Here is a 24,796-nt window from a genome sequence, read left to right as displayed (position 1 = left end):
TTTCCATCTGCATCATTTTTATACAAACATTGGTAAAAAAGTGAGGTTGGTCCATGGATGATAGGTTGTAAGTGGGTTGAAAGATGGCTAAATTTAAAGGGGAATTCTTCAAATAAGGGATGAAACGATGTGTTTTTCATCAAGGTCACTGAGATGCAGCATCTTGTCGGGTGAAATCAGCTCTTTTGAGTGCGAGAGAGTGCTATTGAACGGTTTCATTGCGTCATTTTCAGAAGTAAATGCGTCAAAATTCAATTTATTGCGTCTGTTTTGGGGGAATTGCGTCAATTTGAACGTTAATTGCGTCTTCCACATCTGGAACTGCTTATTTTCCCATAATAAGGAATTCGCATTTCCCGACAAAATATAAAAAAGCCCTGCCAAAGAGAAATAATCCTCTTGGCAAAGGCCCCGATCAAAATTAATAATCAACCCGTGATTTCTGTATGAATCAACGTTGGTGCTTTCACATGTTCAGATGTTACTTTAATGCTTTCGTACAATTTGTCTTTTACATTGTCGATATTCTCATCATTGCTATAGATCGTCACAAGAGAATCTCCCTTTTTGACAGAGTCACCGATCTTCTTGCGCAATTCAAGACCAACCGCTAAATCGATAACAGAATCTTTCGTTGCTCGGCCAGCTCCTAACCACATAGCAGCCGTTCCTACTGCATCGGCAACAATTTCAGATACATAGCCATCTTCTTTCGCTTCAAGCTCAATCTTATATTGCGCCTGTGGAAGTTTTGATGGATCATCCACAACGGATGGATCTCCACCTTGTGATTCCAGGAATACTTTGAAATTCTCAAGAGCCGATCCATCTTCAATCGCTTTGTGTAACAGTTCTCTCGCTTCTTCCAATGTTGATGCTTTTTCAGCAAGGTAGACCATATGACTTCCAAGAGTTAAGCATAATTCTGTTAAGTCTTCTGGACCTTCACCTTTTAAAGTATCGATCGCTTCTTTCACTTCAAGTGCGTTTCCGATCGCGAAGCCCAGGGGCTGACTCATATCCGAGATGACTGCCATTGTTTTTCTCCCGACGTTGTTTCCGATGTTCACCATTGCTTTGGCAAGGTCTTTTGAATCGTCCAGTGTTTTCATGAAAGCTCCGGCACCCGTTTTCACGTCAAGTACGATAGCATCCGCACCAGCAGCTATTTTTTTACTCATGATGGAACTTGCGATCAGTGGAATGCTATTGACCGTTGCCGTTACATCACGTAATGAATAAAGTTTTTTATCAGCCGGTGTTAAATTACCACTTTGTCCGATAACAGCTAACTTATTTTTGTTCACTAATCGGATGAATTCATCGTTTTCAATTTCCACATGGAAACCTTCGACAGACTCAAGCTTATCGATGGTCCCTCCAGTGTGTCCAAGTCCTCGTCCACTCATCTTCGCTACAGGTACTCCGACAGAAGCCACCAGTGGTCCCAGAACAAGGGTCGTTGTATCTCCAACACCGCCTGTAGAATGCTTGTCTACTTTAATTCCTTCAATGGCAGACAGATCGATTTGATCTCCTGATTCCACCATTGCCATCGTCAGGTCTGCTCTTTCTCTATCGCTCATGTCTTTGAAGAAGATGGCCATTGTCAGGGCACTTACCTGATAATCAGGGATGCTTCCATCTGTATATCCTTCAACGATAAATTTTATTTCTTCTGTAGAGAGTTCTTTACCTTCACGCTTCTTCTCTATTAAGTCAACCATTCTCATTGTATTCACCCGCTCCTCTAGTATTGTCAAAGGGAAATCCCTTTAGTTTCTAATTGAATCGTAAGACTCTTAGATTGATTTGACGATCTCTTTTACATATGCCAGGAAGTTTGCACGAACCATTTCGGTTGTTTCAATCACTTCATCATGGGAAAGAGGTTGGTCAAGGATACCAGCCGCCATATTTGAGATGCATGAGATTCCAAGAACTTTCATTCCCCCGTGGCGGGCTACGATTACTTCAGGTACAGTCGACATTCCTACTGCATCTCCTCCAAGTGTACGGGCAAGACGAACTTCAGCCGGAGTTTCGTATACAGGACCTGTATTCCCTACATATACACCTTCTTGCACTTCAATTGATAGCTTATCTGCGATTTCTTTCGCTTTTTGACGCAGTTCTTTACAATATGCTACTGACATATCCGGGAATCTTGGTCCTAAGCGGGAATCATTTGCCCCAATTAGTGGATTGCCACCCATATTATTAATATGATCCGTAATCAGCATCAAGTCCCCAGCCTTAAAGCTTTCATTCACTCCACCGGCTGCATTTGTCACGATTAAGACTTCGACGCCTAGTTCTTTCATAACTCGGACGGGAAATGTCACTTTATCAAATCCGTACCCCTCGTAGTAATGAAAGCGCCCTTGCATGGCTACGACTTCCTGACCCGCCAATTGACCGAACACAAGCTGCCCTGCGTGTCCTGCCACCGTCGAAACAGGAAAGTCAGGGATTTCTTTATAAGGTATTTTCACTGAATTTTGGATTTCATCAGCTAACACACCCAACCCTGAACCAAGGATGAGTCCGATCTTCGGTTGACCTGTGTATTGATTTTTTAAATGGTTTGCTGCATTTTGGATGTTTTCGTAATTCATGTTCATTACTCCTTTTTATCATTCAACGTAAAGAGGAGGAAATGGGCCGATGGTACCGCACCCTTATCCCTCTCCCTTTCAATATTTACACCAGTAATACCTATTTCAATTGTGATAAGAAGCTTCGACCAAACTTCGGCATGGCCACATTAAAGTTGTCTGCCACGGTAGCGCCGATATCTGCGAATGTTTCAGAGACAGGCAGCTCTTTCCCTCCGTCAAAGCGTTTTGAATAAACGAGAAGTGGAACATATTCTCTTGTATGGTCTGTTCCTGGAGCGGTCGGATCGTTCCCATGATCGGCTGTAATGATAAGAAGGTCATCTTCTGTCATTTTCTCGAACACTTCAGGCAAACGTGCATCAAATTCTTCTAAGGCCTTTCCATATCCTTCTGGATCGCGACGATGTCCGAATAAAGCATCGAAATCGACAAGATTCAGAAAGCTTAAGCCTGTAAAGTCTTGATCGAATGATTGAATGAGTCCGTCCATTCCATGCATATTATGCTTCGTACGGATCGATTCAGTCACTCCTTCGCCATTAAAAATATCTGAAATTTTACCAATGGCGATCACGTCAAACCCCGAATCCTTCAGTTCATTCATTACGGTACGGTTAAATGGTTTTAACGCATAGTCATGACGATTGGATGTACGTTTGAACTCACCTGGTTCACCAACGAATGGACGGGCAATCACACGACCTACGAGGTATTCCTCTTCTTTCGTAATTTCACGGGCGATTTCACAAATTTTGTACTGCTCTTCAATTGGAATGATATCTTCATGAGCTGCAATTTGAAGGACAGGATCTGCAGAAGTATAAACAATAAGAGCTCCTGTTTCCATATGTTCTTTTCCTAACTCTTCAATAATCTCAGTTCCGCTGGCAGGCTTATTTCCAATGATCTTCCTGCCTGTCTCAGCTTCAAGTTTCTGAATTAATTTTTCAGGGAAACCGTCTGGATACGTTTTGAACGGTTTATCAATATTAAGGCCCATTATTTCCCAATGACCGGTCATCGTGTCTTTCCCAACAGACGCTTCCTGCATTTTCGTGAAGTATGCCAATGGCTTGTCAGCTTTTTCAATTCCCTTCACTTCTTTAATATTCGAAAGACCAAGTTTTCCTATATTGGGCATGTTCAGTCCATTCATATGTTCCGCAATGTGACCAATCGTATCAGATCCTACATCATTGAATAGGTCGGCATCAGGTGCCTCACCGATGCCCACTGAGTCCATGACGATCAGATGAACTCTTTTGTATGTATAGTTACTCATTCAAATAAACCTCCTATATGTCGTTCCTTATTTAAAGAAGCGGTTACATTTTTAATCTTTAATCGTATCTTACCCTTAACTGTATTATAGCAATCGACAGTATTTAACGTCAGAAGTCTGACATCTACATTCTACTTTTTCCTTTCAAAAAAAACAAGAGAGATCCCTTAAAGAATACTATTTTCTTTAAGACATCTCTCTTCATCTTTTAAGCCCGAGGATGAAATTGTGAGTATACATCCTTTAAGCGTGTTTTCGTTACGTGTGTATAGATTTGTGTGGTGGAAATGTCTGCATGACCGAGCATTTCCTGTACTGCCCGGAGGTCTGCCCCATTCTCCAATAAATGGGTTGCGAATGAGTGCCTGAGTGTATGAGGAGTCAGATCCTTTTCGATATTGGCTTTTTTCGCAAGAGCCTTTAAGTTCTTCCAGAAACCTTGCCTTGTCAGGCCTTTACCATGATGATTTAAAAACAGGTGATCATCCCGGTGCTTCTTGCTTCTTAATTTCAACCTGGCATCTTCCAAGTATTTCTCAAGAACATTCATTGCCGTTTGCCCGATGGGGATAATCCGTTCTTTATTTCCTTTTCCTATACATCGGACAAATCCCATGGTCAAGTGGACATCATCCAGTTTTAGTTGAATGAGTTCACTTACCCTGATACCTGTCGCATAAAGGATTTCAAGCATCGCTTTATCCCTCATCCCAAGTGGTGTAGATTCCTCAGGGGCTTCGAGTAAAGCTTCCACTTCAGCTATACTTAAAATCTTCGGAAGTGTCCGCTCAGTTTTCGGTGTCTCGATATGCACAGTCGGATCTTGTTCCGTCGCTTTTTCTCTTAGCAAAAATTGATGGAAGGAACGGATTGATGCAACGTGACGTGCAACTGTCTTAGAAGATTTCCCCTGACTCTTTAAGTGGCCGAGAAATTGGACTATGTTCATTCTCGAAACGGCGTTCAGTTCCGATATTTCTTCCACCTTCGCTAAGTATAGTGCATAATTCTTTAAGTCACGCTGATACGACTCTATCGTATTTTTGGCCAGTCCTTTTTCTACTATTAAAAAGTGCATGAAATCTTGAATATGGTCTTCCACACTGCATTACTCCCCGTTCATATAAAAAAATAATAGCCTATCATACCAATGGCTTTCTTCATTAGTCACAGAAGAATACACCTTGACTGCTGCTCCCTCGGGTTCATCATATCTGTGATAGCCTTCGTATTCTTCACTGATCCACATAATACCATAGTAAAACAAAATCGTTGATCCAGTAAACAAAATAAACACTTTAATGGTTTGCCAGACCATTTGAATTCCTTTTATCATCCTGTCGTCCTCCATATTCATCGGTACTAACGCCTATTAATACAAGCTATGACGTTTTTAATCTGTTTTATACCTTATGGAGTTAAAACGGTGAAAATTTCTGTCCATGTATATAAAAAAGCCTTAAAGAGTATGTATGAGATGTTTCAAATAAGAAACAACGACAGGAATCTTTAAGGCTTTTAGGCATCATATTATTCTTCTGGGTCCTCTTCTTTATCCTGGCATCTGGAACAAATACCATGAAAGGTAAGGCGGTGATCTTTTATTTTAAATTTCCAATCCCGTTCAACAATCGCTTCCACGTCTTCTAAGAGATCTTCTTGTATTTCATCAACCGCTCCACATTCAATGCATACTAAATGATGATGAAAGTGGGCTGCCCCTTCTTGTCTCAGATCATAACGCGATACACCATCGCCAAAATTGATTTTATCCACAATTTTCAGTTCAGATAGCAATTCCAACGTACGATATACGGTTGCCAATCCAATTTCCGGAGATTTTTCCTTAACGAGGAGGTATACATCTTCGGCACTGAGGTGATCTTCTTCATGTTCCAATAACACGCGTACCGTTGCTTCGCGCTGCGGCGTAAGCTTGTAGCTGGCAGAATGAAGTTGTTTTTTGATTCTTTCAATACGGCTTTCCATAGTCCTCTCCTCCCTCGTCAATGTCCTTACTATTATATCAAAAAGGGAGGAATAAGCAAAATAAAATTATTATAATTAAACAAATAAAACGATTCTCATATAAGAATCGTTTTATTTTATTTTTGAAATAACCGCTTCCATTAAGTTAGGAGAAAGGTACGCTTCTATACTGGCTGCAATCGTGACGATCCCTATAGCCACCACCAAGAAAATCACGTATCTGGATAAGAACGGAATCATTTGAAACTGCATGGATGAAGTCTGCCTCATGAATATCTTTCGAATCAGCGTAAGGGAGAAACTGGCGCTGATCGCTCCGATGAAAATAAACGCCGGAATAATGATGATATTTTGCGGTAAGACGCTGACAAAGGATAATAAAAACCCGCTCCATCCCATTTGATTCACAAGGAAACCCACTGAAAATCCAACGACTACACCCTTCATAAATAATAGAACGAAGATGAGGGGGAGTCCAATAATCGAGATTCCCAGTAACCACATCAATCCGAGATACTTTACATTATGAAGGAAGCTCTGACGGAACAGCTCTTCTGCTGACGTCATACTGCCATCTTCCATTTCGCTGAAGAATTTACTGAGATAGAAATACAGGTCTTCCTTTTGGGCAAAAGACAATGAATTGACTACGATTGCTCCAAAAATGATCCCCATTAGGAATAGCGTAATGATAAATAAATAGATTGAGGAATGTGCTTGTACATGTTGAACGAGTGGATTAGAATTTGATATTTTTTTGCGCATCACAGTGCTCCTCCTAGATATCGATTACTAATCTATATGTTGTGAGGGGCATTTTTATTCTATTCTATTGAACTTCCAAGGAGATAAACGTATAATCATAGAAACCTTTTTGTGGAAGTGGAGGAACATATTATGACAATTCCAAGTTTAATCGAGTTTCCCGATAGAATTGAAACTCCACGCCTTTATATTAGACCGTGCCTGCCTGGAGACGGATCTGACGTCTTTATGGCCATCTCTGAATCAAGAAATGATTTAAAGCCCTGGCTTCCCTTCGCCCGTAAAGAACAATCCCTGGGAGAAGTGGAGGCGGGAGTACGGGATTCCTATGCAGAATTCATTAAAAAGACAGACATTCGACTACATATTTACCTGAAAGGAACAGATGAATTTATTGGATCTACTGGGCTGCACCGCATCGATTGGGAGGTACCCAAAGTGGAGATCGGATATTGGCTTCATACGAAGCACACGAAAAAAGGGTATATTGTAGAGGCGGTAAACGCGTTAACACATGTCGCATTAAATGACCTCTCCTGCCAGCGCGTGGAAATTCGTTGCGATGAGAGAAATGCAGCTTCACGGAGAGTACCTGAAAAACTGGGATTCACGCTTGAAGGCACCATTCGTCATGATCACCTTGATGAAAACGGGAAAGAAGTGCGTGATACATGTGTTTATGCTCTCATACCAGGGGACCTCAATTAAGATTCGATATTCTTGGGAATGGAATTTTTTCAGTCCATTTAGAGTTAATAACCGTTACCTCTTCAGCTGAAAAATGAATCATTTAGGGAAATGCGCTCTCAGATTGGGGGCTTGTCGCTTCAAATATAGGAAAGTGAAGCCCCGATTGCGTCATTCTGGCATTTATTGCGTCGAAATCCGGGGGTATTGCGTCGTTTTTTTATTTATTGCGTCCAAATTAGTCATAATTGCGTCAATTTTTCACTATATGCGTGCTTTACCATTATTCACCAAAAGCAAGAGAACAGGACAGCCATTTTCAGCCTGTCCTGTTCTCTCTTAATTTGCAAGCTTCTGCAGTTGCAGGTATTGAACGGCATAAGCCGTTTTTGCATCGTAAATCCGTTGTTCCTTTATAAGCTGCGCCGCTTCCTCGACTGTCACTTCAATCAACTCTACAAATTCATCTTCATCCGTTGCTTTCGATTCCTGAATGGGATGAAGATCCTGAGCGATATACAAATGAACAAGCTCATCTGCAAATCCAGGAGACGTGTAAAACGAAATCAAATGCTCCAGGTTTCCACAGCCGTAGCCCGTTTCTTCTTCCAATTCACGAAGGGCTGTGTTACTGGGCTCCTCCCCCGGCTCAAGCTTCCCTGCAGGAATTTCGATGATGGATTTCTCCAACGCTTTGCGATATTGCTCTACCATGACAAGTTTCCCCTCTGGTGTTAACGCAATAACGGCAACAGCCCCTGGATGCTTAATCAGTTCTCTCTTGGAAGTCTTTCCATTTGGAAGCTCTACTTCATCCACCTGAAGATCAATGATTTTTCCTTGATAGATAGTCTCTGTTTTAATCGTTTTTTCTTCAAATTTCTTCATTTGCTCAACTCTCCTTGTTCTGTCATTGACCTTGTCCACATACATTTTACCATATCTGATTCGAGGATCGAGGTGAAACCCCTTGAAGGTGATTGCTGAAAAAGACCGGATCATCCTGGTAGGTAAAGCATGGGAAATCAGGGAGAAGCTTAAGCAATATAATCAAACCTACGCCACGGTGAAGGAATGGATTGAAGCCAATCGTTGAAACCAGCCGTATCTTTTGTTTATTCGTCCCTACTTTCGTTAATATAATAGAGAGTGTTAATGTCGAAAGGACGGATACAATGGAAAAAAGACAAATAGGAAATTCCGATTTACTTGTATCAAAGATGGGACTCGGTTGTATGTCACTTGGAACCGAAGAGAAATCTGCCAAGGAAATTGTACAACACGCTTTAGAGAATGGGATCAATTATCTTGATACCGCTGACTTATATGACTTTGGTCAAAATGAAGAAATTGTGGGTAAAGCCATCCGCGAGGTCCGAGGTGACATTATTCTTGCCACAAAGGTAGGAAATCGCTGGGATGACGTGGAAGATGGCTGGCGCTGGGATCCTTCCAAATCCTATATCAAGTCTGCCGTCAAGGATAGCCTATCCCGCCTTAAAGTGGACTATATCGATCTTTATCAGCTACATGGCGGGACGATTGAAGATCATTTTGAAGGAACGATCGAGGCTTTTGAAGAATTAAAGAGTGAAGGTTTGATTCGCCATTATGGCATCTCTTCCATTCGGCCGAATGTCATTAAGCGATTTCTAAGCACAGCCTCCATCGAGAGCGTGATGATGCAGTACAGCTTATTGGATCGCCGTCCGGAAGAATGGATGGACTTATTGGATGAGAATAAGGTGAGTATCGTGGCCCGTGGGCCTTTGGCAAAAGGACTTCTTTCTGAGAAAATGCTCTCCAAGGCTTCTGCAAAAATAAAAGAGGGTGGGTATCTGGACTATTCTTACCAAGAGCTTCAAGAAACGATCGAGTCCATTCATAGCAAAATGGGAAACCAGCGCAAAATGAATGAGCTCGCCCTCCAATTTACTCTTTCCCACCAATCGGTTGCAGCCGTGGTTCCGGGAGCAAGTTCCGTTCAGCAGCTTCAGGAGAATATTGATGCTGTCAATGCGAGTCCTTTATCTACTGAGGAGCTGGATATGCTTAAACACTTAACTAAATTATCACGATATGAGCAACATAGGGATTGAGTGAACTAAAAATAAGCGGGGCAGGGTTCTTAATTCCCTTCCCGCTTATTTTTTTCATACCAATTTAAAGCCTTTTTCTCCAAGTCTTTCACAAATTGGTCTTTCCCTTGAATGTAGCTTTCCATATCACGTGGGAATTTCTTTGCAAGCCTTGATTTCAGTTCACCATACCGCCTAGCTTCCGGGCTGTATTCCTTTAAATAATCACGAAACGCTAAGTGCCTGATCACATGATCGATTCCATAAGGGAAAACATGAAGATGTACGGCTCTCTCATTTCCTTCTCCCCTATAGAAGTAGCGACGGTTCGGGATACCATTCTCCCCTTTCCCCACAAAATCCAGTTGGCTGAATTCTTCTGTCCGGTCATCAATGCTATCAAGGCCAGGGACTTCTATAAGAATATCGATAATCGGTTTGGCGGCCAATCCAGGTACCGACGTCGAGCCGATATGATGGATGGTTGCATCCTGGAGAATCTTTTCGAGTGAACGCTTTTCTGTTTCGAATTTTTCTTTCCATTCTGCTTGATGTGGTACTACTTTTACGTCCCTCATCAATCCTTGTAACTCTTCCAATCCATGCTGCTTTCATTCAGCAGCTCTTCAAAGCTCTTATTCTTCTCCCGCTGCTTTTTCTCTTCTATTTTTCTAAGCCGCTCTTCTTCCTTTTTCACAGACTCTACTTTTTCAAGCTCTGCTTTCTTCTGCTTCAATTGTTCGAAGAGATCCTGGTTAATTGAGTTCTTTAAAGTCAATTCCGCTTCCTGTTTCTTTTTCTTGGACATGTACTGATTCCCCCTATCTGTCATAGTTATAAATCTTTTTTGGGTTTTAGTCAAAAGTCAGGCTCAAAAAAAGCCGGCCAAAAGGGGCACACGCCCCTTTTGACCGGCTCTCTCCATCAATAGGCTTCCAATTTTACATCTTCTCCTACAATCAACGTCGCATCCGTGGATGATTGGATATCCTCCACAGAGAAGCCGTTCGCAACTTCACGTAGCAGTAAGCCTTCATCCGTGACATCCATCACGGCACGGTCAGTGATAATGCGGTGCACGACGCCTTTTCCTGTCAGAGGCAGGGTGCATTCCTTCAGGATTTTGCTCTCCCCGGCTTTATTCACGTGCTCCATGATGACGATGATGCGCTGAGCTCCGTGAACGAGATCCATCGCTCCACCCATTCCTTTGATCATCTTCCCTGGAATCATCCAGTTGGCAAGGTCCCCGTTTTCGGCAACTTCCATTCCACCGAGGATGGCGATATTGATATGCCCTCCGCGAATCATTCCGAATGACTCCGAACTATTAAAGTAAGAGGAGCCCGGAATCGCCGTAACGGTCTCTTTTCCTGCATTGATAAGGTCTGCATCTACTTCATCTTCTGATGGGTATGGTCCGATTCCGAGTAATCCATTTTCAGATTGAAGGACAACCTGTTTGTTTTCTGTAATGTAATTTGCTACCAATGTAGGCATCCCGATTCCTAAGTTGACATAGAAACCATCTTCTATTTCCTTTTCCGCTCTTCTTGCTATTCTTTCACGCATTTTGGCACGATCCATCCCGTTCCACTCTCCCTTCTATGCTTGCTTCACTGTTCTTCTTTCAATGCGTTTTTCCTGATCTGCCTGAATCAGTCGCTGCACGTAAATGCTTGGGGTATGCACTTCGTTTGGATTGATACCCCCGATTTCAACAAGTTCTTCTACTTCGGCAATCGTCACTTTTCCAGCGGCTGCGATCATTGGGTTAAAGTTTTGAGCCGTTTTGTTGTAGATCAGATTCCCCATCTTATCGGCCTTCCACGCTCGAACAAGGGAAAAGTCTGCCGTATAGGCTTCTTCCAGCAAGTATTCTTTTCCATTGAATGTGCGTGTTTCTTTTCCTTCGGCTACCGGTGTCCCGACTCCTGCCGGTGTATAAAAGGCAGGAATTCCTGCTCCCCCGGCACGGATCTTCTCTGCAAGCGTACCTTGAGGAACCAATTCCACTTCCAGTTCACCAGATAAGACCTGCCTTTCAAATTCTTTGTTTTCCCCGACATAGGAGCCTACCATTTTATCAATCTGCTTATTTTTCAATAATAAACCTAAGCCCCAGTCGTCTACACCACAATTATTTGAAATGACGGTCAGGTTTTTTACACCTTTTTCTACAAGGGCAAGAATGAGTTTTTCAGGGATCCCGCACAGACCGAATCCTCCAACCATTAAAGTGGCTCCATCGTGGATGTCTGCCACCGCTTCGTCATATGAAGTGTATACTTCTTTCATTGTATTCCCTCCTAGAATCTGGATTCTTTCTATTGCCTATTTATGAAGTTCAACGACTGTTGCTACTCCCTGTCCACCACCGATACAAAGGGTAGCCAATCCGTTTTGTACGCCTCTTTTCTTCATCTCATGAATCAGTGTCACCAGGATCCGCGTTCCACTGGCTCCAATCGGGTGACCTAATGCAATGGCTCCTCCGTTTACATTTAGAGCATCCCTTTTGAATTGAAGTTCTTTATCCACCGCTAATGATTGTGCAGCAAATGCTTCATTTGCTTCAATTAATTCCATATCCTCAATCGTAAGCTTTGTTTTTTCCAAAACTTTTTTAACGGCAGCAACAGGACCGATTCCCATGACGCTCGGATCAACACCGGCATTGGCATTCCCTTTGATCGTCACTAAAGGTGTGATGCCAAGTTCGTCTGCTTTCCTCTTCGACATGACGACCACTGCAGCGGCTCCATCATTGATGCCTGATGCATTACCAGCTGTCACTGTTCCCTCTTTTTTGAAGGCTGCCCGAAGACCGGAAAGTTTTTCGGCAGTCGACCCTTTACGAGGAAATTCATCCTGGTTGAATACTACAGGCTCTCCTTTTCGTTGAGGGATATGTACCGGGACGATTTCATCTTCAAATCGGCCGGATTCAATCGCAGCAGCTGCCTTTTGCTGGCTCCAGGCCGCGAATTCGTCCTGCTCTTCACGTGTAAGGGAATAGCGGTCGCAAAGATTCTCTGCCGTTACGCCCATATGATAATCATTAAAGGCACACCATAAGCCGTCGGAAATCATGCTGTCGACCACCTTCTGGTCTCCCATTTTGTATCCTTCTCTTGCTCCTTTTAATAAATATGGAGCCTGACTCATATTTTCCATTCCACCTGCAACGATGATATCCGCATCCCCGGCAAGGATTGCCTGCGTTGCCAGATGGACCGTTTTTAATCCTGATCCACACACTTTGTTAATGGTCATGGCAGGCACATGCTCAGGGAGTCCCGCTTTGATGGATGCTTGGCGAGCCGGATTTTGACCTAATCCTGCCTGCAATACATTTCCCATGATCACTTCATCTACATCACTTGCATTTAAACCAGCCTTCTCTAGGGCATCTTTAATGACAATCGCTCCAAGTTCCGGAGCTGAAATACCTTTTAAAGAACCGTTAAAGCTTCCGATGGCTGTGCGCACTGCGCTCACAATGACGACTTCATTCGACATCTTTCTTCCTCCCTTTCTCTTCTGACTGATTGGTTTGCCTATGACTAACCTTTAAAAACAGTTCCACTTTAACTCATTCTATGTAAGCGGTTAAATTCCTCTAAATTTGTCAAAAAATTTTTATATTGATTTATATGTCGAAATTTTCTTAAAATGAAAGAGGGAGGGAAATTATGAATTTACCTAAAAAAGCAACGATTATTGAAGTAGGTCCGAGAGACGGATTACAAAACGAGAAGAACTTTGTTCCGACTGATGTAAAAAAAGAGTTTATCCTTCGATTGAAGCAATCAGGAATCAGGGAAATGGAGCTGACTTCGTTTGTATCTCCCAAATGGGTTCCCCAGATGAAGGATGCGAGTGATATTGTCGATTCCTGTATGACCATGGACTCACGCGATATCGTTCTGGCTCCTAATAAAAGAGGGATCGAGCGGGTATATGAAACAGGATGCCGGTCTGTTGCCGTCTTTGTTGGTGTAAGCAATTCGTTCAATCAAAAAAACATCAACAAAACGACTGTTGAAGCCATTGAAGGACTTGCTCCCCTTATTTCTGAGTTAAAAGAAAAGGGCTACTTCGTGAGAGCCTGCATCTCAACCGCCTTCTACTGTCCATATGAAGGGAAGATCTTACCGGAGGATACTCTTTCTCTATGTCAGGAATTTGTTTCATTGGGCGTGGATGAATTGAGCGTCGCCGATACGATAGGAAGGGCTAATCCATCCGAAGCATATCATCTCTTTACGTTACTGAAGCAGGAATTGCCCCACACATTACTGACAGCTCATTTCCATGATACACGTAAGATGGCACTTGCTAATATCCTTGCGTCGCTTCAAGCGGGAGTTGACCGCTTTGACACCTCTGCAGGCGGACTTGGGGGCTGTCCTTTCGCCCCTGGTGCAACAGGGAATGTAGCAACTGAGGATGTTGTATACATGTTAGAAGAAATGGGAGTTTCCACAGAAATCGATTTAGGGAAACTGGCTCATGCCATCGAGCTGGTGAAGCCCCATGTCAGCCGCCCCATTGAAAGCGGTTACTACCGCCTGTATGAATTGAATCAATCATGAATACCTTCCTTCTCCTTCGTGCATTCTAAACTTGATAAAACTTGAAGGAGATGAGTTCAATGAGTCAAAAACGTGATAAAGGCTTCAGCCAAAAGGGCAAACCTAACTCAGATACGGTTTCTAATCCGATGGCTAAGGAAGAACTTGAAAAAGCTATTCATCCTACTAAAGGGCAAAATGCTAAATCGTAAATACACATTCAGGAAAGTGTCTCTTCTCAAGGGACACTTTTTCTTTGTATTCCCCTATTCAAAAATTCCTCTTTTTTCCTCCTTTTGCTACAATATGAGTAAGAATGATTTTGCTCTGAGGTGATGAAGATGAGAAAAAAACTTGCCATCCTTGGCGGTACCCTTTCGTCCATAGGCCTGCTTGGGATTTATATTACGAATCGTTTTATGTATTTACCGAAAAAGGGAGATGACTTTATCCGGTCTCGTGAAACAGGATCGACCAGACTGATAGAAGAAGATTATGACTCACTTCCTAAAGACGAGGTGCTGATCCCTTCACAATACGGATATGACATTAAAGCGATTTTTGTGAAGCCCCACCCCCACAAAAAATTCATGATCTTTTCCCATGGGGTTACTGAAAACAAATGGAACTCGATCAAGTATATGAACCTTTTCATCAAACAGGGATTCAATGCCGTGATTTATGATCATCGCCGGCATGGGGAGTCTGGCGGAAAGACGACTAGCTACGGGTATTTTGAAAAATATGATTTAAAGGCTGTAGTGGATGAGTTGATCCGTCGTGAAGGGGACGACGTGTTCTTTGGGATACATGGGGAATCCATGGGGGCTGCGACTCTGCTTCTATACGCCGGCAGTGTGGAAGACCGGGCCGATTTTTATATTGCCGATTGCCCTTTCTCCGACTTTGGCGAACAGCTCGCCTATCGTATGAGCGTAGAAGTAAAAATGCCGGCAAAATTTCTCCTTCCCCTCGTCGGCGGCACACTAAAGCTGCGACAAGGGTATACTTTAAAGGATTTATCACCTATATCGGTTGTTCAAAACATCAGGAAACCCGTGTTATTTATCCACAGCACAAATGATGACTTTATCCTTCCTCAAATGACGAAGGATTTATTTGAAAAGAAGCAGGGACCAAAAGAGCTGTTTCTCGATTTTCGGGGCACTCATGCTCAATCATATAATGATAACCCGGAAGAATATGAAGAAGTGATTCAACGGTTTCTTCACCAATTTGTATTAAATGAAAGGGATGATGTTTCTTGATTCCAACTTATTTCAGGTCAAAAATGCAAACCATGTACGGCGAATCGGGTGAAGGATGGATTGCAAACGTAGAAGAATTTATGGTGATTTTGGAAGAAAGGCTGCACTTAACCTATGGCGAGCCCTTTTCATTAAGCTACAATTTTGTGGTTCCAGTCCGAATTGACCATGAACGGGATGCGGTTCTAAAGATCGGATATCCGAACAACGACTTCTCAAATGAGTTTCATGCTCTTCAGGAGTTCCAAGGGAAGGGCATGGTGGAAGTCCTCGATTTCAATAAGGAGGAGGGATGGATTCTTTTAGATCGTCTGTCACCTGGATTTTCCCTTCATTCTATTGAGGACGAAGAAGAAGTCCTGCATATCTTCACCCGGGTAGCCCAACGACTCTGGCATAAGCCTGTCACATCTCACTCCTACCCTACTGTTCACTCCTGGTCAGAGGGAATTGGGCGGTTGCGGGAAAGATTCAATGGTGGAAGTGGACCCATTCCTGAAGAACTTGTCTTTAAAGCTGAAACCCTCTTTCCTGAGCTACTCAACACCTCGACAGAGCTCTTTCTTCTGCACGGTGACCTCCACCATGGAAACATTCTTTACTCCGAATCTTCCAGCTGGACTGCCATCGATCCCAAAGGTCTTATCGGAGAGCGAGAGTATGATTGTATTCAATTTATGCTAAATGAGTGGAAGAAATGGGACGCTCCCATAGAACTACTTCGATACAGAATCCAAACGGTGGCCTCTCTACTTTCCCTCTCTTATGAACGGTTGATTCGTTACGGGTTCTGTCATTCGGTTTTATCCGCATGCTGGTCTGTAGAAGACGGGATGGAAGGGTGGATGACAGGGGTTTCAGTGGCACGGTTGTTTGAGGAATTGGTGAATGAACTAGATTAGAATCTATAGAACCATTTACCGCTGCAACATCCATCACGATACAATAAATGGCTTTATATTTATAAAAGGCCTCAGATCTCGGGTTACTCAGATCTGAGGCTTTTATTTTCATTCTCCCGGGAACATCAGAAAGTTCATTCTTCCATTTATGATCTGCCCGGGGCTTTTTAATTGAAACGTGTTACTTTGTGAAGAAAAATCAATTTTCAGGTCTTCATCAAGAAACACCACTTTAGATTTTTCTATCAGGATCGGATAGCTGTTGGTTTCAATCGTTATATCTTCACCTTCAACAGGATGATGGACAAACCACAAGGTAGGAATACCGCTGACAACACAGCCGCAGCCTTCTGTATCGTATTTCAATTTCAGGTGACCATTTTGGGTTCCAATTTTATCTTGAATCTTTTTGGTTGCTTCGTTCGTTAGTTCGATTTTCATCCGACGACCTCCTCTATCCCTTATCCTATCACATTTCATTTGTTTCCTTTAGAATATTGCTTTTTTACTGTTTTCACTTTACTATCGATAGTGGGGAATTCTTTTGTATTTTATAGAAAGGGTGGTTTTTCATGGCAAAAGCTCAGATTAAAGTGAATGATAATGGTTCTTTTCGTGTAAGCGGGGACGTAGAACTGATTGATGCTGACGGAAATGTATTTCCAACGAAACAAGTGTTTACTCTTTGCCGTTGTGGCTTATCTACAAACATGCCGTTTTGTGACGCATCTCATAAAGGAAAATTCGAATCCTGTGTGCGGGCAGAAAAAGTATTGGACGAAGAGTAAATGGAATGAAAAGAGAGACTTCACCCTGGTGAAGTCTCTCTTTTCATTGGGCTGTCAATCGAAAAAGCGAATGTCCACAATGCTTGCAAGTGGAATATAGTGTACGTCTTCGAACCTGTCTACGACGTGCAGCTTCCCTTCCAGTGAGTCGACATGGTGAACGGTTCCAATCGATAATTGATGACGGTGCTTTACATAGTGAGTAATCGACACCAATTTACCAAACTCCATCGCCTCTGCGACGACTTCATTCATCCTGTCCAGTTCCTGCTCGTCCAGTTCGATCCTCTTCTCGTGCGTATCTTCCTTTGCCCAATCCCTCAGTAATTTCACATGCTCCGGCAGCATCATAGATGTCCACTTGATTCTTCCTCGATCGCGGATCAATCCCCTCACCTCCTATATTTATTATGATTTATGTCCACCCACCAGGCGGGCACGATGCCTTGCTGTTCCCGCTTCTGTATAAGACACGGCCCGGAGAAGGGCTGCTGATCCATATTTATTCCGGATGCGGTCCACTACATACCCGAGTTCCCGCTTTTCCCAGCGATCAGGTTCGAATAGGGAGACCTGCATTGCTCCATCTTCCACAATATTAGAAAGGGCGATGTTGATTTTCCGTACGGTTCTCCCGCTGTAATTCTCTTCGAATAACTCCAGGCATACACGATATAGATCCATGGTGATATTGGTGGGCTCCTCGACGGTACGCGACCGGTGAAACCCTCCACCAAATTCTTCGTGACTGTAACCGACGCCAAAGCTTATTGTTCTCCCCGCCTTGCGATGGGTGCGTGCGCGTCTGGCGACTTCTTCACACATTTCTAAAATGACACGTTTGATTTCCTCTTTCCCCTTATAATCGCGCAGCAGGATCTGCCCCTTGCCAAAGCTGATTTGACCATCCATGATCGGAGCTCCTATTTCAGATAAATCAACTCCCCATGCGTGGTAATAGAGTTGATTTCCCATAACGCCGAACTTGGCCTCCAGCTTCCCCAGGTCATATTGCGCCAATTGCCCGACAGAGAAAATACCCATGCGATTGAGCGTTTTTTCTAAGCGTCCCCCAATCCCCCACATTTCACGCAAAGGCGATAACGGCCACAGCTTTTCCGGAACGTCTTCATAGGTCCATTCGGCAACCCCCTCTTTTTTTGCTTCGAGATCCAGGCATAGCTTAGACAACAGCATATTCGGACCGATACCTATGGCGCACGGCAGCTGAAACTCCCTTTCCATATCATCCTTGATTTTACGGGCAATGGTCGTGGCATCCCCCCAAAGATTCGTCGCTCCATCAATCTTAATAAAACTTTCGTCTACGCTATACGTATGAATGGCATCTTTCGGTACGTAGCGATGGAACAACCGGGTCAATTCAGTCGATATCCTTACATACGTAGCCATTTTTGGCTCTACAAGCCGGATGCGCGGGTCCTTTGGGATTTCAAACATCCGCGAGCCCGTTTTGATCCCAAAGTCCTTCTTCAGCCTGGGTGATGCCGCTAACACAATACTTCCCTGGCGGTCCCTATCCCCTACTACGGCCAAATGGCATTCAAGGGGATCGAGACCCAGCATGACAGCCGAACAGCTAGCATAAAAGCTCTTCATATCGATGCACAGAATCTTATGGTGTGGCAGCACACTGTAATCGACAGTCATATATTCGTCCTCCATCTTACCTAAAATAGAACAAACGTTCTTATATAGTATAGTTATGATTCTATACGAATATACGTTCCCTTTCAACTAAAATTAATGGAAATAGAGAGAATAACAAGAAAAGCGGAAGGGGCTCGCCCTGGGGTGACAAGCATAAGACGAGTGACCCGGAAAGGCGCACTTTGCCTTTTTGGGTCACTTGGCTTATGACCTCGAGCCCCAAGCCCCTGGAGCTAGACAAAAGAAAAGCGGAGGCGGCTTGGTCAGGCCCGACAAGCATAAGATGAATTGACCGGGAAGGCGTTCTTTGCCTTTTTGGTCAATTTAGCTTATGCTTGTCGGGCCTAGCCGCCGGAGCTGGACAACAAGAAAAGCGGAAGGGGTTCGCCCTGGGGTGACAAGCATAAGACGAGTGACCCGACTCATAACACAATAAAAAGAGAGCCAACATCATATTATGATGTTGGCCTCTACTCCTATACATACATCAGCCTCTCCCGGCTTGGAATCCTGGATATTTCGTCATGCCCCCATCAGCGATGAGGGTGGTCCCTGTGACATAGCTTGCTTGCTCTGAAGCTAAAAATGCAGCACAGGAAGCGATTTGCTCCGGTTCCCCGATATAGCCCATTGGAATGAGCTTTTCCACACCTTTTTTCTTTTCGGGATCGGAAAATTTTTCGGCATTGATGGGAGTATCAATGGCTCCGGGAGCAATATTGTTTACCCGGATTCCATCGGGTGCGAATTCTAATGCAAGACTTTCCATTAATAATTTCACCCCACCCTTACTGGCCGCATAATGAGCAAAGTGAGGCCAGGGAATGATTTCATGTACAGACGAAACGTTGATGATCGAGCCTTTGATTTTATGATCAAGCATGTATTTCGCTGCTTCGCGGCACCCGAGAAATGTACCGGTCAGATTGGTGTTGATGACTCTTTGCCAATCTTCAATGGGAAGGTTTTCAGAAGGGACTTCATTTTCAATCCCGGCGTTATTCACGTATATGTCGAGGCGGCCATACATATCATGCGCCAATTGGACAAAGCTTCGAACGTCTTCCTCTTTTGAAACGTCGCCTTGAATAATGGATGCAGTCCCTCCTGCTTCTTCGATTTCCGTTACTAATTCTTCAGGGTTTTCTTCTTCTTTGAAATAGTTAATGACCACTTTACAGCCTTCCTTTGCAAATCGTTTCGCAATGGCCTTTCCGATACCCGTAGCACCACCTGTTATGATGACAATCTTACCTGTTAAATCCGAATACATGTCCATTCCTCCTTAATCTTTCGTAAAGCCTAATAGAACACCGCCGATAATGATAAGAACACACCCTGCAATGACGAGAAGAATCTGCTTCCTGGATTTCTTTTCACCTAAGAAAAACAAACCTCCAAGGGTAGAAATAACGATTCCTGTTTGAGATAGAGAGAAGCTCGTTGCCACCCCGATGCGTGGAAGCGCAAGCAGCAACCCTAAATTCCCCGATGCCCACATCAGACCGGTTAAGATATTTCGTACCGTATATTTTGTAAAAGGCTTATGCCTGAATGTAATGACAACCGCCCCGATAAACATTCCAATCGCCTGTGGCAAAATTGCTTCCCATCCGTCAATATCAAACCATCTTAATATGACGACATAGGCTATGTATCCACAACTGGATAACAATAAAGTAAGTAGCCCCTTTTTCAGTTGAGACTCCTCATCTCCCTCTGATTTTTGTGTGAATGATGTTAATACCACACCAATAATCAGGGCTAAAACGGCTCCGCTACCAAGGAGGATCGTTTCTGTCGTTTTCCATTCCTTAAACACTAAAACGCCAAAGAGAGTCGTTCCGATCAGCTGCATTCCCGTTGAAATCGGAACGGTTTTCGAAACACCTATATATTTCACACTCGCTAACTGGTTCACTTGTCCGACTGCCCAGAAGACGCCGGAAATGAAGCCGATTCCCCACACAAACAACGTCAATTCAGGGGATTTGATGAAGAATACGCCTACCGCAAACAATAATGACCCAATGGTGATCCCCACCGTTTGACTGTAGGCATTCCCTCCAAGCTTTACACTTACAAACACAAGACTTCCCCATGCTACTGCGGGGATCAGGGCTAAAAGAATCCCTATCATACATCCACATCCTTTTTCCAACAATAATCATAGTTTTCCTCTGAAACGAACATTCTAGCCATTCATACCAGTAAAACAACTATTTTTTCCACTCTCTGATGCATACCCTCATTTTGTCCGGTATAACCTCAAGGAGAGGTGGAAATATGGATAGATAGTGGATCTAAAGATGATTGAAAGGACGTTTCAACAATATGAACATACGAAAGACACCATTCCCTCAAACAAATGAATACAATATGGCATTACAGCATCCTTAAGCAAATAAAGAAATGAAAAGTAATTGAAAACAAATAAGAAAGCGTTGGTTTATAATCAACGCTTTCTTATTTGTCATTTTGTAGAGGTATGTATCGGCACGATCACTCTTTCATTCTCGACATTCACAATGACATGTACATCTCTGTCGATGGAAAGATCCTTGAATCGTAATGAATATAAGCCGGTGGGATTTTTTTCAATGGACTGGATGACGACTTGTGAAAACCGGGGATCTTTCATGACTAATCTGACGGCACTTCCCTCGGTTTTACTTTGTTGATCCGTCAGAAAAATCAATTGATCGGCGGCAGCTCTGCGCGGGTAGGACTCCTGGAGCTCACCGTCAAACGTCACATTCACTTTTTTGCCCATCTCTATATCATCTTCATGCAATTTTTTATCTTTATCTGTCTTCATGACGGTTTGGTTACTGAATGAAAACCAAACATCATTAATAAGCACTTGATTGCCTTCAAGCTGGGTAACAAAGCCTATGAAATTTGCGCTGGCTTTTGATGAATTTACAGTGGTTGAAGGGCCACAACCAGTTAACAGAAAACAGAAACAAAGGATCAGAACAGTCAAACACTTCTTCATAGACTCCCCCCTTATTAGATTAGACGAATGAGAGCATGATTTGGTTTCACTATTTTTTGAAAAAAAGGTTATTTCCTACTTTTTCGACAAAAGATGGGAATAATTGATAGATGACGCTTCCCATATTCATCCATCGAGGCAGGTTGATTTCTCTCCTATTGGTAAAAAGGGCTTCCACGACTTTTTGAGCGACATATGCCGGATCAAGCATAAATTTTTCTACATTCTTCACATACGTCCCGGATTCATCGGCAATGGAGAAAAAGTCTGTGGCAATCGGTCCGGGATTCACCGCAGTCACCCTCACACCGTACCTTTTCGCTTCCATCCTTAAACTGTTCGTATACCCCAATACAGCATGCTTAGAGGCAGAGTACGCACTCGACTTTGGTGAAGCGAACTTACCTGCCTGAGAGGCAATGTTGATGATATGACCGAAACCTTCTTGACGCATATAAGGAAGAACTTCTCCCGTACAGGCCATAAGTCCAAGAACATTAACGTCCATCATTCCCTTCACATCCTGGAATGACGTTTCGTGTGCTTCCTGGAATATTCCATATCCTGCGTTATTGATCAATGCATGAATGGCACCAAAGTCCTTCAGGATGGCGCTAAAGGTGCGTGGGATTTCGTCGTAATCCGTTACATTTAACGGATACACTTCCACCTTACAATTGTATTCGGTTATGAGCTTTTCTTTTAATGCTTCAAGCAGCTGGATGCGACGTGCAATCAAGGCAAGATTACCGCCGTTTTTTGCTACTTTAATGGCCATCTGTTCACCGATTCCTCCAGAGGCACCGGTAATGACAATGGTTTTTCCGTTTATTCTACTGTTCATGTCTGGTCACATCTTTCTAGGCAAAATAATAATAGATTCCTTCATGACATTCTTTCTTTATGTAGTGAAGTGACTCAAGATAATCCAATTGTCCGATTGTTTCAGAGAGTGTCAGGCCAAGTTCCTTTTGATAGACGGAAGGAAAAAGTGTCTTACAGATGTCGAATACGGTCAGACGGTTACCTTTGATCATTTCGAGTACACCACGTGCTCTTTCATCCTGTTTCCCTAATCTCCTGGGAATTAATCCATGAACATCCGTAATGTTGACCCCATGACCTGTGTAGGCAAGGGAAATAGGAATATCCAATAACTTTTTCAAAGACGCATTGTATTGCAGCAATGGCTTTGAACGTTCCAGATCCCCTTCAAAAGGAGGCTCAATGAGTGGGTTAGGGGAGATATTCGCGAGTATATGATCTCCGGCTATCAGAACACCATCACTCTCCCTGTAAAAAGACAAGTGACTCTGAGCATGACCTAATGTTTCAAGGATCGTCCAGTCTTCCATCCCGGGAATGACGTCGCCTTCCTTAATTTGAAAATCCAATTTTCGGTTCCCCATAAACTTCAAAGGACTCTTGAATTTATGGATTGCCCGAACATACTCATGAGGTAAACCGAATTGTATCGCCAATTGATGGAAGAAGCGGTCATACACTTCATGAAAATGGTCATTGCGATCCAACCAAAACTTGTTATAGGGATGTCCATATATTTTGACCGAGGGAGAGAACCGATCAAGTAACCCTGCGTGATCGGGATGATGATGGGTCAGAACGATTTGTTCAATATCTTGAGGTGTATACCCCAAAAGGGATAATTGCTCCGTCAACTGTACCCAGGCTGTGTCTGTAAGCGGCCCTGCGTCCACCAACGTCAAGGAGTCCCCTTTCACCAAATAAACATTCACATCTCCAACGGCAAATGGAGTTGATAGAGTAATTTTTGCAATATCATTCACTAACGTTGTCATAAATTCACCACATTCTTCATAATAAAAGGGTAGACAGCCAAAACGACATGCCCTTCCCTTACAGGCATTCATTTCTTTGATTTCAAAAAAAATGAATGACCCTTCATTTAATAGTGTACATTTTTTCCTAACAAATGTCATTTTTAAAATGATTGAATATACTGAAATAAACACTTGACAGATAAGCTGTCTTTCTATGATAATCACCTATAATATACGTTTTCTATTGAAAAGTCACCTTACATAAACATTGAATGAAAAAGCGATGATAAAGAATAGTAATGAGTAGATGATGTTAGAGATCGGTGCTCACCGGCTGAAAGGCACCGTCATCCCCTCTATTTGTGAACCTGCCTTTTGAGCGTCTTAAAGCAGAACGTTTTTCCAGCGTTACTTGGAAGTGAAGTGTGTTCATTTCGTCCGTTGAGGAGTGAACAAAACAAGGTGGTACCACGGAAGCAGACCCTTTCGTCCTTTATGGATGAGAGGGTCTGCTTTTTTTTCAGAAAAATGGAGGAGGAATGAACGAATGAAGACATTGTTTATTGGAGCAGGTTCGATGGCTTACGCTTTAATGCGGGGAGCACTGAAAGCAGGGGTCCTGAAAAACGAAAACGTGCATGTGACCAATCGGTCAAACCAAGAGCGCTTAAACGAACTCGTGCACGAGTTCGGTGTGCGTCATGTAGAACACGATTATCCATACGACGTCGTCATCCTGGCCATGAAACCAAAAGACTTTCATGAGGCAGCAGCTTCTATCAGGACCCATCTTTCAAGGGATACGGTGGTCATTTCCGTATTAGCAGGGATCACCATGGAACATATTAGCGACAAACTATCCTTTAACGGAGCCATTGCAAGAGCCATGCCCAATACAAGTGCGGCCATGGGAAAATCAGCTACGGCAGTATCGTTCAACCGGTACCTCTCTGAATCCCAGAAAGAATGGACGACAACATTATTCCAATCCGTGGGCACGGCAGTGGAAGTAGCTGAAGATCAATTAGACCTTATCACGGCTCTATCGGGCAGCGGCCCTGCTTATATTTATTATGTAGCTGAATTACTTAAGAATGCGGCAGTAGAGTTAGGTTTGCAGGAGGAACTCGCTAAAAGCCTCGTTACCCAAACGATTGCAGGGGCAAGTGCGATGCTTGCAGAATCCGGTTTGGAAGCCCGGGAATTAAGGAGAAACGTGACCAGTCCAGGTGGAACGACAGAGGCGGGAATTACCACATTGGAAGATTACCAGGTTAGAGATGCGTTTTTCCAATGTATCTCATCTGCGAAAAGCCGTTCTGAAGTTCTTGGGAAGGAATTAAAAAAACAATCTTTGAAAAAATAAGG

At 43.2% G+C, this 24,796-nt stretch carries 30 protein-coding genes and 1 other annotated feature; of the genes, 9 read left to right on the top strand and 21 right to left on the bottom strand.

Features of this window, described 5'->3' with window-relative positions:
• Positions 1-428: 428 nt before the first annotated feature.
• The 7 genes from ACQKFO_RS02045 to spoIIM form a co-directional block, all read right to left on the bottom strand.
• Positions 429-1,733, bottom strand: a complete 1,305-nt coding sequence (locus ACQKFO_RS02045; RefSeq protein ID WP_427597767.1) for a pyrimidine-nucleoside phosphorylase — start codon at positions 1,731-1,733, stop codon at positions 429-431.
• A 69-nt stretch (positions 1,734-1,802) separates the two neighbouring features.
• On the bottom strand, positions 1,803-2,618 hold the full coding sequence (locus ACQKFO_RS02040) for a purine-nucleoside phosphorylase (protein ID WP_427596638.1): 816 nt from the start codon (positions 2,616-2,618) through the stop codon (positions 1,803-1,805).
• A gap of 100 nt (positions 2,619-2,718) precedes the next feature.
• Complete coding sequence (deoB, locus tag ACQKFO_RS02035; protein ID WP_427596637.1) at positions 2,719-3,903, bottom strand: phosphopentomutase; 1,185 nt, start codon at positions 3,901-3,903, stop codon at positions 2,719-2,721.
• A 208-nt stretch (positions 3,904-4,111) separates the two neighbouring features.
• Positions 4,112-5,005 (bottom strand): site-specific tyrosine recombinase XerD, encoded by an 894-nt coding sequence (xerD, locus tag ACQKFO_RS02030; RefSeq protein WP_148969519.1) that lies wholly within the window; start codon positions 5,003-5,005, stop codon positions 4,112-4,114.
• Positions 5,006-5,011: 6 nt separating this feature from the next.
• On the bottom strand, positions 5,012-5,239 hold the full coding sequence (locus ACQKFO_RS02025) for a YqzK family protein (RefSeq protein ID WP_427596636.1): 228 nt from the start codon (positions 5,237-5,239) through the stop codon (positions 5,012-5,014).
• A gap of 194 nt (positions 5,240-5,433) precedes the next feature.
• Positions 5,434-5,892, bottom strand: a complete 459-nt coding sequence (locus ACQKFO_RS02020) for a Fur family transcriptional regulator (protein ID WP_113967597.1) — start codon at positions 5,890-5,892, stop codon at positions 5,434-5,436.
• 111 nt (positions 5,893-6,003) lie between these two features.
• On the bottom strand, positions 6,004-6,657 hold the full coding sequence (gene spoIIM / locus ACQKFO_RS02015) for a stage II sporulation protein M (RefSeq protein WP_113967595.1): 654 nt from the start codon (positions 6,655-6,657) through the stop codon (positions 6,004-6,006).
• Between the two features lie 132 nt (positions 6,658-6,789).
• Between spoIIM and ACQKFO_RS02010 the strand changes: the two genes are divergently transcribed.
• Positions 6,790-7,365 carry a GNAT family N-acetyltransferase gene (locus ACQKFO_RS02010; RefSeq protein WP_427596635.1) on the top strand — a complete coding sequence of 192 codons (576 nt, stop codon included), beginning with the start codon at positions 6,790-6,792 and terminating at the stop codon, positions 7,363-7,365.
• Positions 7,366-7,683: 318 nt separating this feature from the next.
• Here ACQKFO_RS02010 and ACQKFO_RS02005 read toward each other — a convergent pair whose 3' ends face one another.
• Entirely contained in the window at positions 7,684-8,232 is a 549-nt protein-coding gene (locus tag ACQKFO_RS02005; RefSeq protein WP_427596634.1) for an NUDIX hydrolase, read from the bottom strand.
• Positions 8,233-8,314: 82 nt separating this feature from the next.
• Here ACQKFO_RS02005 and mciZ point away from each other — a divergent pair, with 82 nt between their 5' ends.
• Both mciZ and ACQKFO_RS01995 read left to right on the top strand, forming a co-directional pair.
• A complete protein-coding gene (gene mciZ, locus ACQKFO_RS02000) occupies positions 8,315-8,440 on the top strand; it encodes a Z-ring formation inhibitor MciZ (protein WP_427596633.1) in 126 nt (41 codons plus the stop codon).
• 79 nt (positions 8,441-8,519) lie between these two features.
• Positions 8,520-9,443: an aldo/keto reductase gene (locus tag ACQKFO_RS01995; protein ID WP_427596632.1), complete on the top strand. Its 924-nt coding sequence runs from the start codon at positions 8,520-8,522 to the stop codon at positions 9,441-9,443.
• A gap of 29 nt (positions 9,444-9,472) precedes the next feature.
• On the opposite strand, the gene ACQKFO_RS01990 is transcribed toward ACQKFO_RS01995, so the two are convergent.
• The 5 genes from ACQKFO_RS01990 to ACQKFO_RS01970 form a co-directional block, all read right to left on the bottom strand.
• Positions 9,473-10,021, bottom strand: a complete 549-nt coding sequence (locus ACQKFO_RS01990) for a GrpB family protein (RefSeq protein ID WP_427596631.1) — start codon at positions 10,019-10,021, stop codon at positions 9,473-9,475.
• Positions 10,000-10,230, bottom strand: a complete 231-nt coding sequence (locus ACQKFO_RS01985) for a YqkE family protein (protein ID WP_427596630.1) — start codon at positions 10,228-10,230, stop codon at positions 10,000-10,002. Before ACQKFO_RS01985 ends, ACQKFO_RS01990 begins: the two co-directional genes overlap by 22 nt.
• Positions 10,231-10,346: 116 nt before the next feature.
• Entirely contained in the window at positions 10,347-11,009 is a 663-nt protein-coding gene (locus tag ACQKFO_RS01980) for a CoA transferase subunit B (protein ID WP_427596629.1), read from the bottom strand.
• An 18-nt stretch (positions 11,010-11,027) separates the two neighbouring features.
• Positions 11,028-11,720, bottom strand: coding sequence for a CoA transferase subunit A (locus ACQKFO_RS01975; protein WP_427596628.1), 693 nt, complete (start codon positions 11,718-11,720; stop codon positions 11,028-11,030).
• A 36-nt stretch (positions 11,721-11,756) separates the two neighbouring features.
• Complete coding sequence (locus tag ACQKFO_RS01970; protein ID WP_427596627.1) at positions 11,757-12,944, bottom strand: acetyl-CoA C-acetyltransferase; 1,188 nt, start codon at positions 12,942-12,944, stop codon at positions 11,757-11,759.
• Between the two features lie 173 nt (positions 12,945-13,117).
• Here ACQKFO_RS01970 and ACQKFO_RS01965 point away from each other — a divergent pair, with 173 nt between their 5' ends.
• The 4 genes from ACQKFO_RS01965 (at position 13,118) to ACQKFO_RS01950 (ending at position 16,169) form a co-directional block, all read left to right on the top strand.
• A complete protein-coding gene (locus tag ACQKFO_RS01965) occupies positions 13,118-14,020 on the top strand; it encodes a hydroxymethylglutaryl-CoA lyase (RefSeq protein WP_427596626.1) in 903 nt (300 codons plus the stop codon).
• Positions 14,021-14,079: 59 nt separating this feature from the next.
• Positions 14,080-14,211 carry a hypothetical protein gene (locus tag ACQKFO_RS01960; protein ID WP_258549516.1) on the top strand — a complete coding sequence of 44 codons (132 nt, stop codon included), beginning with the start codon at positions 14,080-14,082 and terminating at the stop codon, positions 14,209-14,211.
• Positions 14,212-14,340: 129 nt separating this feature from the next.
• Entirely contained in the window at positions 14,341-15,267 is a 927-nt protein-coding gene (locus tag ACQKFO_RS01955) for an alpha/beta hydrolase (protein WP_427596625.1), read from the top strand.
• Between the two features lie 23 nt (positions 15,268-15,290).
• Positions 15,291-16,169, top strand: a complete 879-nt coding sequence (locus ACQKFO_RS01950; RefSeq protein WP_427597766.1) for an aminoglycoside phosphotransferase family protein — start codon at positions 15,291-15,293, stop codon at positions 16,167-16,169.
• 108 nt (positions 16,170-16,277) lie between these two features.
• Here the strand turns inward: ACQKFO_RS01950 and ACQKFO_RS01945 are convergent, their stop codons facing one another.
• The gene (locus ACQKFO_RS01945; RefSeq protein WP_427596624.1) at positions 16,278-16,610 is read right to left on the bottom strand and encodes an iron-sulfur cluster biosynthesis family protein; all 333 of its coding nucleotides are present in this window, start codon (positions 16,608-16,610) and stop codon (positions 16,278-16,280) included.
• 131 nt (positions 16,611-16,741) lie between these two features.
• Here ACQKFO_RS01945 and ACQKFO_RS01940 point away from each other — a divergent pair, with 131 nt between their 5' ends.
• Positions 16,742-16,957: a CDGSH iron-sulfur domain-containing protein gene (locus tag ACQKFO_RS01940; RefSeq protein ID WP_113967576.1), complete on the top strand. Its 216-nt coding sequence runs from the start codon at positions 16,742-16,744 to the stop codon at positions 16,955-16,957.
• Between the two features lie 54 nt (positions 16,958-17,011).
• Here ACQKFO_RS01940 and ACQKFO_RS01935 read toward each other — a convergent pair whose 3' ends face one another.
• From ACQKFO_RS01935 to ACQKFO_RS01905, 7 genes are all read right to left on the bottom strand, one after another.
• Positions 17,012-17,344 carry a YolD-like family protein gene (locus tag ACQKFO_RS01935; RefSeq protein WP_427596623.1) on the bottom strand — a complete coding sequence of 111 codons (333 nt, stop codon included), beginning with the start codon at positions 17,342-17,344 and terminating at the stop codon, positions 17,012-17,014.
• A 21-nt stretch (positions 17,345-17,365) separates the two neighbouring features.
• Complete coding sequence (locus ACQKFO_RS01930; RefSeq protein WP_427596622.1) at positions 17,366-18,628, bottom strand: DNA polymerase thumb domain-containing protein; 1,263 nt, start codon at positions 18,626-18,628, stop codon at positions 17,366-17,368.
• Between the two features lie 487 nt (positions 18,629-19,115).
• Positions 19,116-19,901, bottom strand: a complete 786-nt coding sequence (locus ACQKFO_RS01925; RefSeq protein ID WP_427596621.1) for a glucose-1-dehydrogenase — start codon at positions 19,899-19,901, stop codon at positions 19,116-19,118.
• 12 nt (positions 19,902-19,913) lie between these two features.
• The gene (locus ACQKFO_RS01920) at positions 19,914-20,765 is read right to left on the bottom strand and encodes a GRP family sugar transporter (RefSeq protein ID WP_427597765.1); all 852 of its coding nucleotides are present in this window, start codon (positions 20,763-20,765) and stop codon (positions 19,914-19,916) included.
• 336 nt (positions 20,766-21,101) lie between these two features.
• Positions 21,102-21,626, bottom strand: coding sequence for a DUF3221 domain-containing protein (locus tag ACQKFO_RS01915; RefSeq protein ID WP_427596620.1), 525 nt, complete (start codon positions 21,624-21,626; stop codon positions 21,102-21,104).
• A 49-nt stretch (positions 21,627-21,675) separates the two neighbouring features.
• Complete coding sequence (locus tag ACQKFO_RS01910; protein ID WP_427596619.1) at positions 21,676-22,470, bottom strand: SDR family NAD(P)-dependent oxidoreductase; 795 nt, start codon at positions 22,468-22,470, stop codon at positions 21,676-21,678.
• Between the two features lie 16 nt (positions 22,471-22,486).
• On the bottom strand, positions 22,487-23,446 hold the full coding sequence (locus tag ACQKFO_RS01905; RefSeq protein ID WP_427596618.1) for an MBL fold metallo-hydrolase: 960 nt from the start codon (positions 23,444-23,446) through the stop codon (positions 22,487-22,489).
• 256 nt (positions 23,447-23,702) lie between these two features.
• Positions 23,703-23,925 (top strand) — a binding site (T-box leader).
• A gap of 50 nt (positions 23,926-23,975) precedes the next feature.
• Here ACQKFO_RS01905 and proC point away from each other — a divergent pair.
• Complete coding sequence (proC, locus tag ACQKFO_RS01900) at positions 23,976-24,794, top strand: pyrroline-5-carboxylate reductase (RefSeq protein WP_427596617.1); 819 nt, start codon at positions 23,976-23,978, stop codon at positions 24,792-24,794.
• Positions 24,795-24,796: the final 2 nt, after the last annotated feature.

The sequence above is a fragment of the Rossellomorea sp. NPDC071047 genome, from assembly GCF_050270195.1.
In the GTDB taxonomy this organism is placed as follows: Bacteria; Bacillota; Bacilli; order Bacillales; family Bacillaceae_B; genus Rossellomorea.
The sequence above is the reverse complement of the archived record's forward strand: the minus strand, read 5'-3'. Positions and strand labels throughout refer to the sequence as shown.

What these genes read in the sequence shown, in the direction of transcription:
- ACQKFO_RS01930 (WP_427596622.1), bottom strand. Translation starts at nt 18,628, where the DNA reads ATGACTGTCGATTACAGTGTGCTGCCACACCATAAGATTCTGTGCATC.
- ACQKFO_RS02045 (WP_427597767.1), bottom strand. Translation starts at nt 1,733, where the DNA reads ATGAGAATGGTTGACTTAATAGAGAAGAAGCGTGAAGGTAAAGAACTC.
- ACQKFO_RS01975 (WP_427596628.1), bottom strand. Translation starts at nt 11,720, where the DNA reads ATGAAAGAAGTATACACTTCATATGACGAAGCGGTGGCAGACATCCAC.
- ACQKFO_RS01995 (WP_427596632.1), top strand. Translation starts at nt 8,520, where the DNA reads ATGGAAAAAAGACAAATAGGAAATTCCGATTTACTTGTATCAAAGATG.
- ACQKFO_RS01905 (WP_427596618.1), bottom strand. Translation starts at nt 23,446, where the DNA reads ATGACAACGTTAGTGAATGATATTGCAAAAATTACTCTATCAACTCCA.
- ACQKFO_RS02020 (WP_113967597.1), bottom strand. Translation starts at nt 5,892, where the DNA reads ATGGAAAGCCGTATTGAAAGAATCAAAAAACAACTTCATTCTGCCAGC.
- ACQKFO_RS01915 (WP_427596620.1), bottom strand. Translation starts at nt 21,626, where the DNA reads ATGAAGAAGTGTTTGACTGTTCTGATCCTTTGTTTCTGTTTTCTGTTA.
- ACQKFO_RS01955 (WP_427596625.1), top strand. Translation starts at nt 14,341, where the DNA reads ATGAGAAAAAAACTTGCCATCCTTGGCGGTACCCTTTCGTCCATAGGC.
- ACQKFO_RS01985 (WP_427596630.1), bottom strand. Translation starts at nt 10,230, where the DNA reads ATGTCCAAGAAAAAGAAACAGGAAGCGGAATTGACTTTAAAGAACTCA.
- ACQKFO_RS01950 (WP_427597766.1), top strand. Translation starts at nt 15,291, where the DNA reads ATGCAAACCATGTACGGCGAATCGGGTGAAGGATGGATTGCAAACGTA.
- deoB (WP_427596637.1), bottom strand. Translation starts at nt 3,903, where the DNA reads ATGAGTAACTATACATACAAAAGAGTTCATCTGATCGTCATGGACTCA.
- ACQKFO_RS01965 (WP_427596626.1), top strand. Translation starts at nt 13,118, where the DNA reads ATGAATTTACCTAAAAAAGCAACGATTATTGAAGTAGGTCCGAGAGAC.
- ACQKFO_RS01910 (WP_427596619.1), bottom strand. Translation starts at nt 22,470, where the DNA reads ATGAACAGTAGAATAAACGGAAAAACCATTGTCATTACCGGTGCCTCT.
- ACQKFO_RS01945 (WP_427596624.1), bottom strand. Translation starts at nt 16,610, where the DNA reads ATGAAAATCGAACTAACGAACGAAGCAACCAAAAAGATTCAAGATAAA.
- ACQKFO_RS01970 (WP_427596627.1), bottom strand. Translation starts at nt 12,944, where the DNA reads ATGTCGAATGAAGTCGTCATTGTGAGCGCAGTGCGCACAGCCATCGGA.
- ACQKFO_RS01925 (WP_427596621.1), bottom strand. Translation starts at nt 19,901, where the DNA reads ATGTATTCGGATTTAACAGGTAAGATTGTCATCATAACAGGTGGTGCT.
- ACQKFO_RS02005 (WP_427596634.1), bottom strand. Translation starts at nt 8,232, where the DNA reads ATGAAGAAATTTGAAGAAAAAACGATTAAAACAGAGACTATCTATCAA.
- ACQKFO_RS01960 (WP_258549516.1), top strand. Translation starts at nt 14,080, where the DNA reads ATGAGTCAAAAACGTGATAAAGGCTTCAGCCAAAAGGGCAAACCTAAC.
- ACQKFO_RS01940 (WP_113967576.1), top strand. Translation starts at nt 16,742, where the DNA reads ATGGCAAAAGCTCAGATTAAAGTGAATGATAATGGTTCTTTTCGTGTA.
- ACQKFO_RS02025 (WP_427596636.1), bottom strand. Translation starts at nt 5,239, where the DNA reads ATGATAAAAGGAATTCAAATGGTCTGGCAAACCATTAAAGTGTTTATT.
- proC (WP_427596617.1), top strand. Translation starts at nt 23,976, where the DNA reads ATGAAGACATTGTTTATTGGAGCAGGTTCGATGGCTTACGCTTTAATG.
- ACQKFO_RS01980 (WP_427596629.1), bottom strand. Translation starts at nt 11,009, where the DNA reads ATGGATCGTGCCAAAATGCGTGAAAGAATAGCAAGAAGAGCGGAAAAG.
- ACQKFO_RS02040 (WP_427596638.1), bottom strand. Translation starts at nt 2,618, where the DNA reads ATGAATTACGAAAACATCCAAAATGCAGCAAACCATTTAAAAAATCAA.
- ACQKFO_RS02010 (WP_427596635.1), top strand. Translation starts at nt 6,790, where the DNA reads ATGACAATTCCAAGTTTAATCGAGTTTCCCGATAGAATTGAAACTCCA.
- spoIIM (WP_113967595.1), bottom strand. Translation starts at nt 6,657, where the DNA reads ATGCGCAAAAAAATATCAAATTCTAATCCACTCGTTCAACATGTACAA.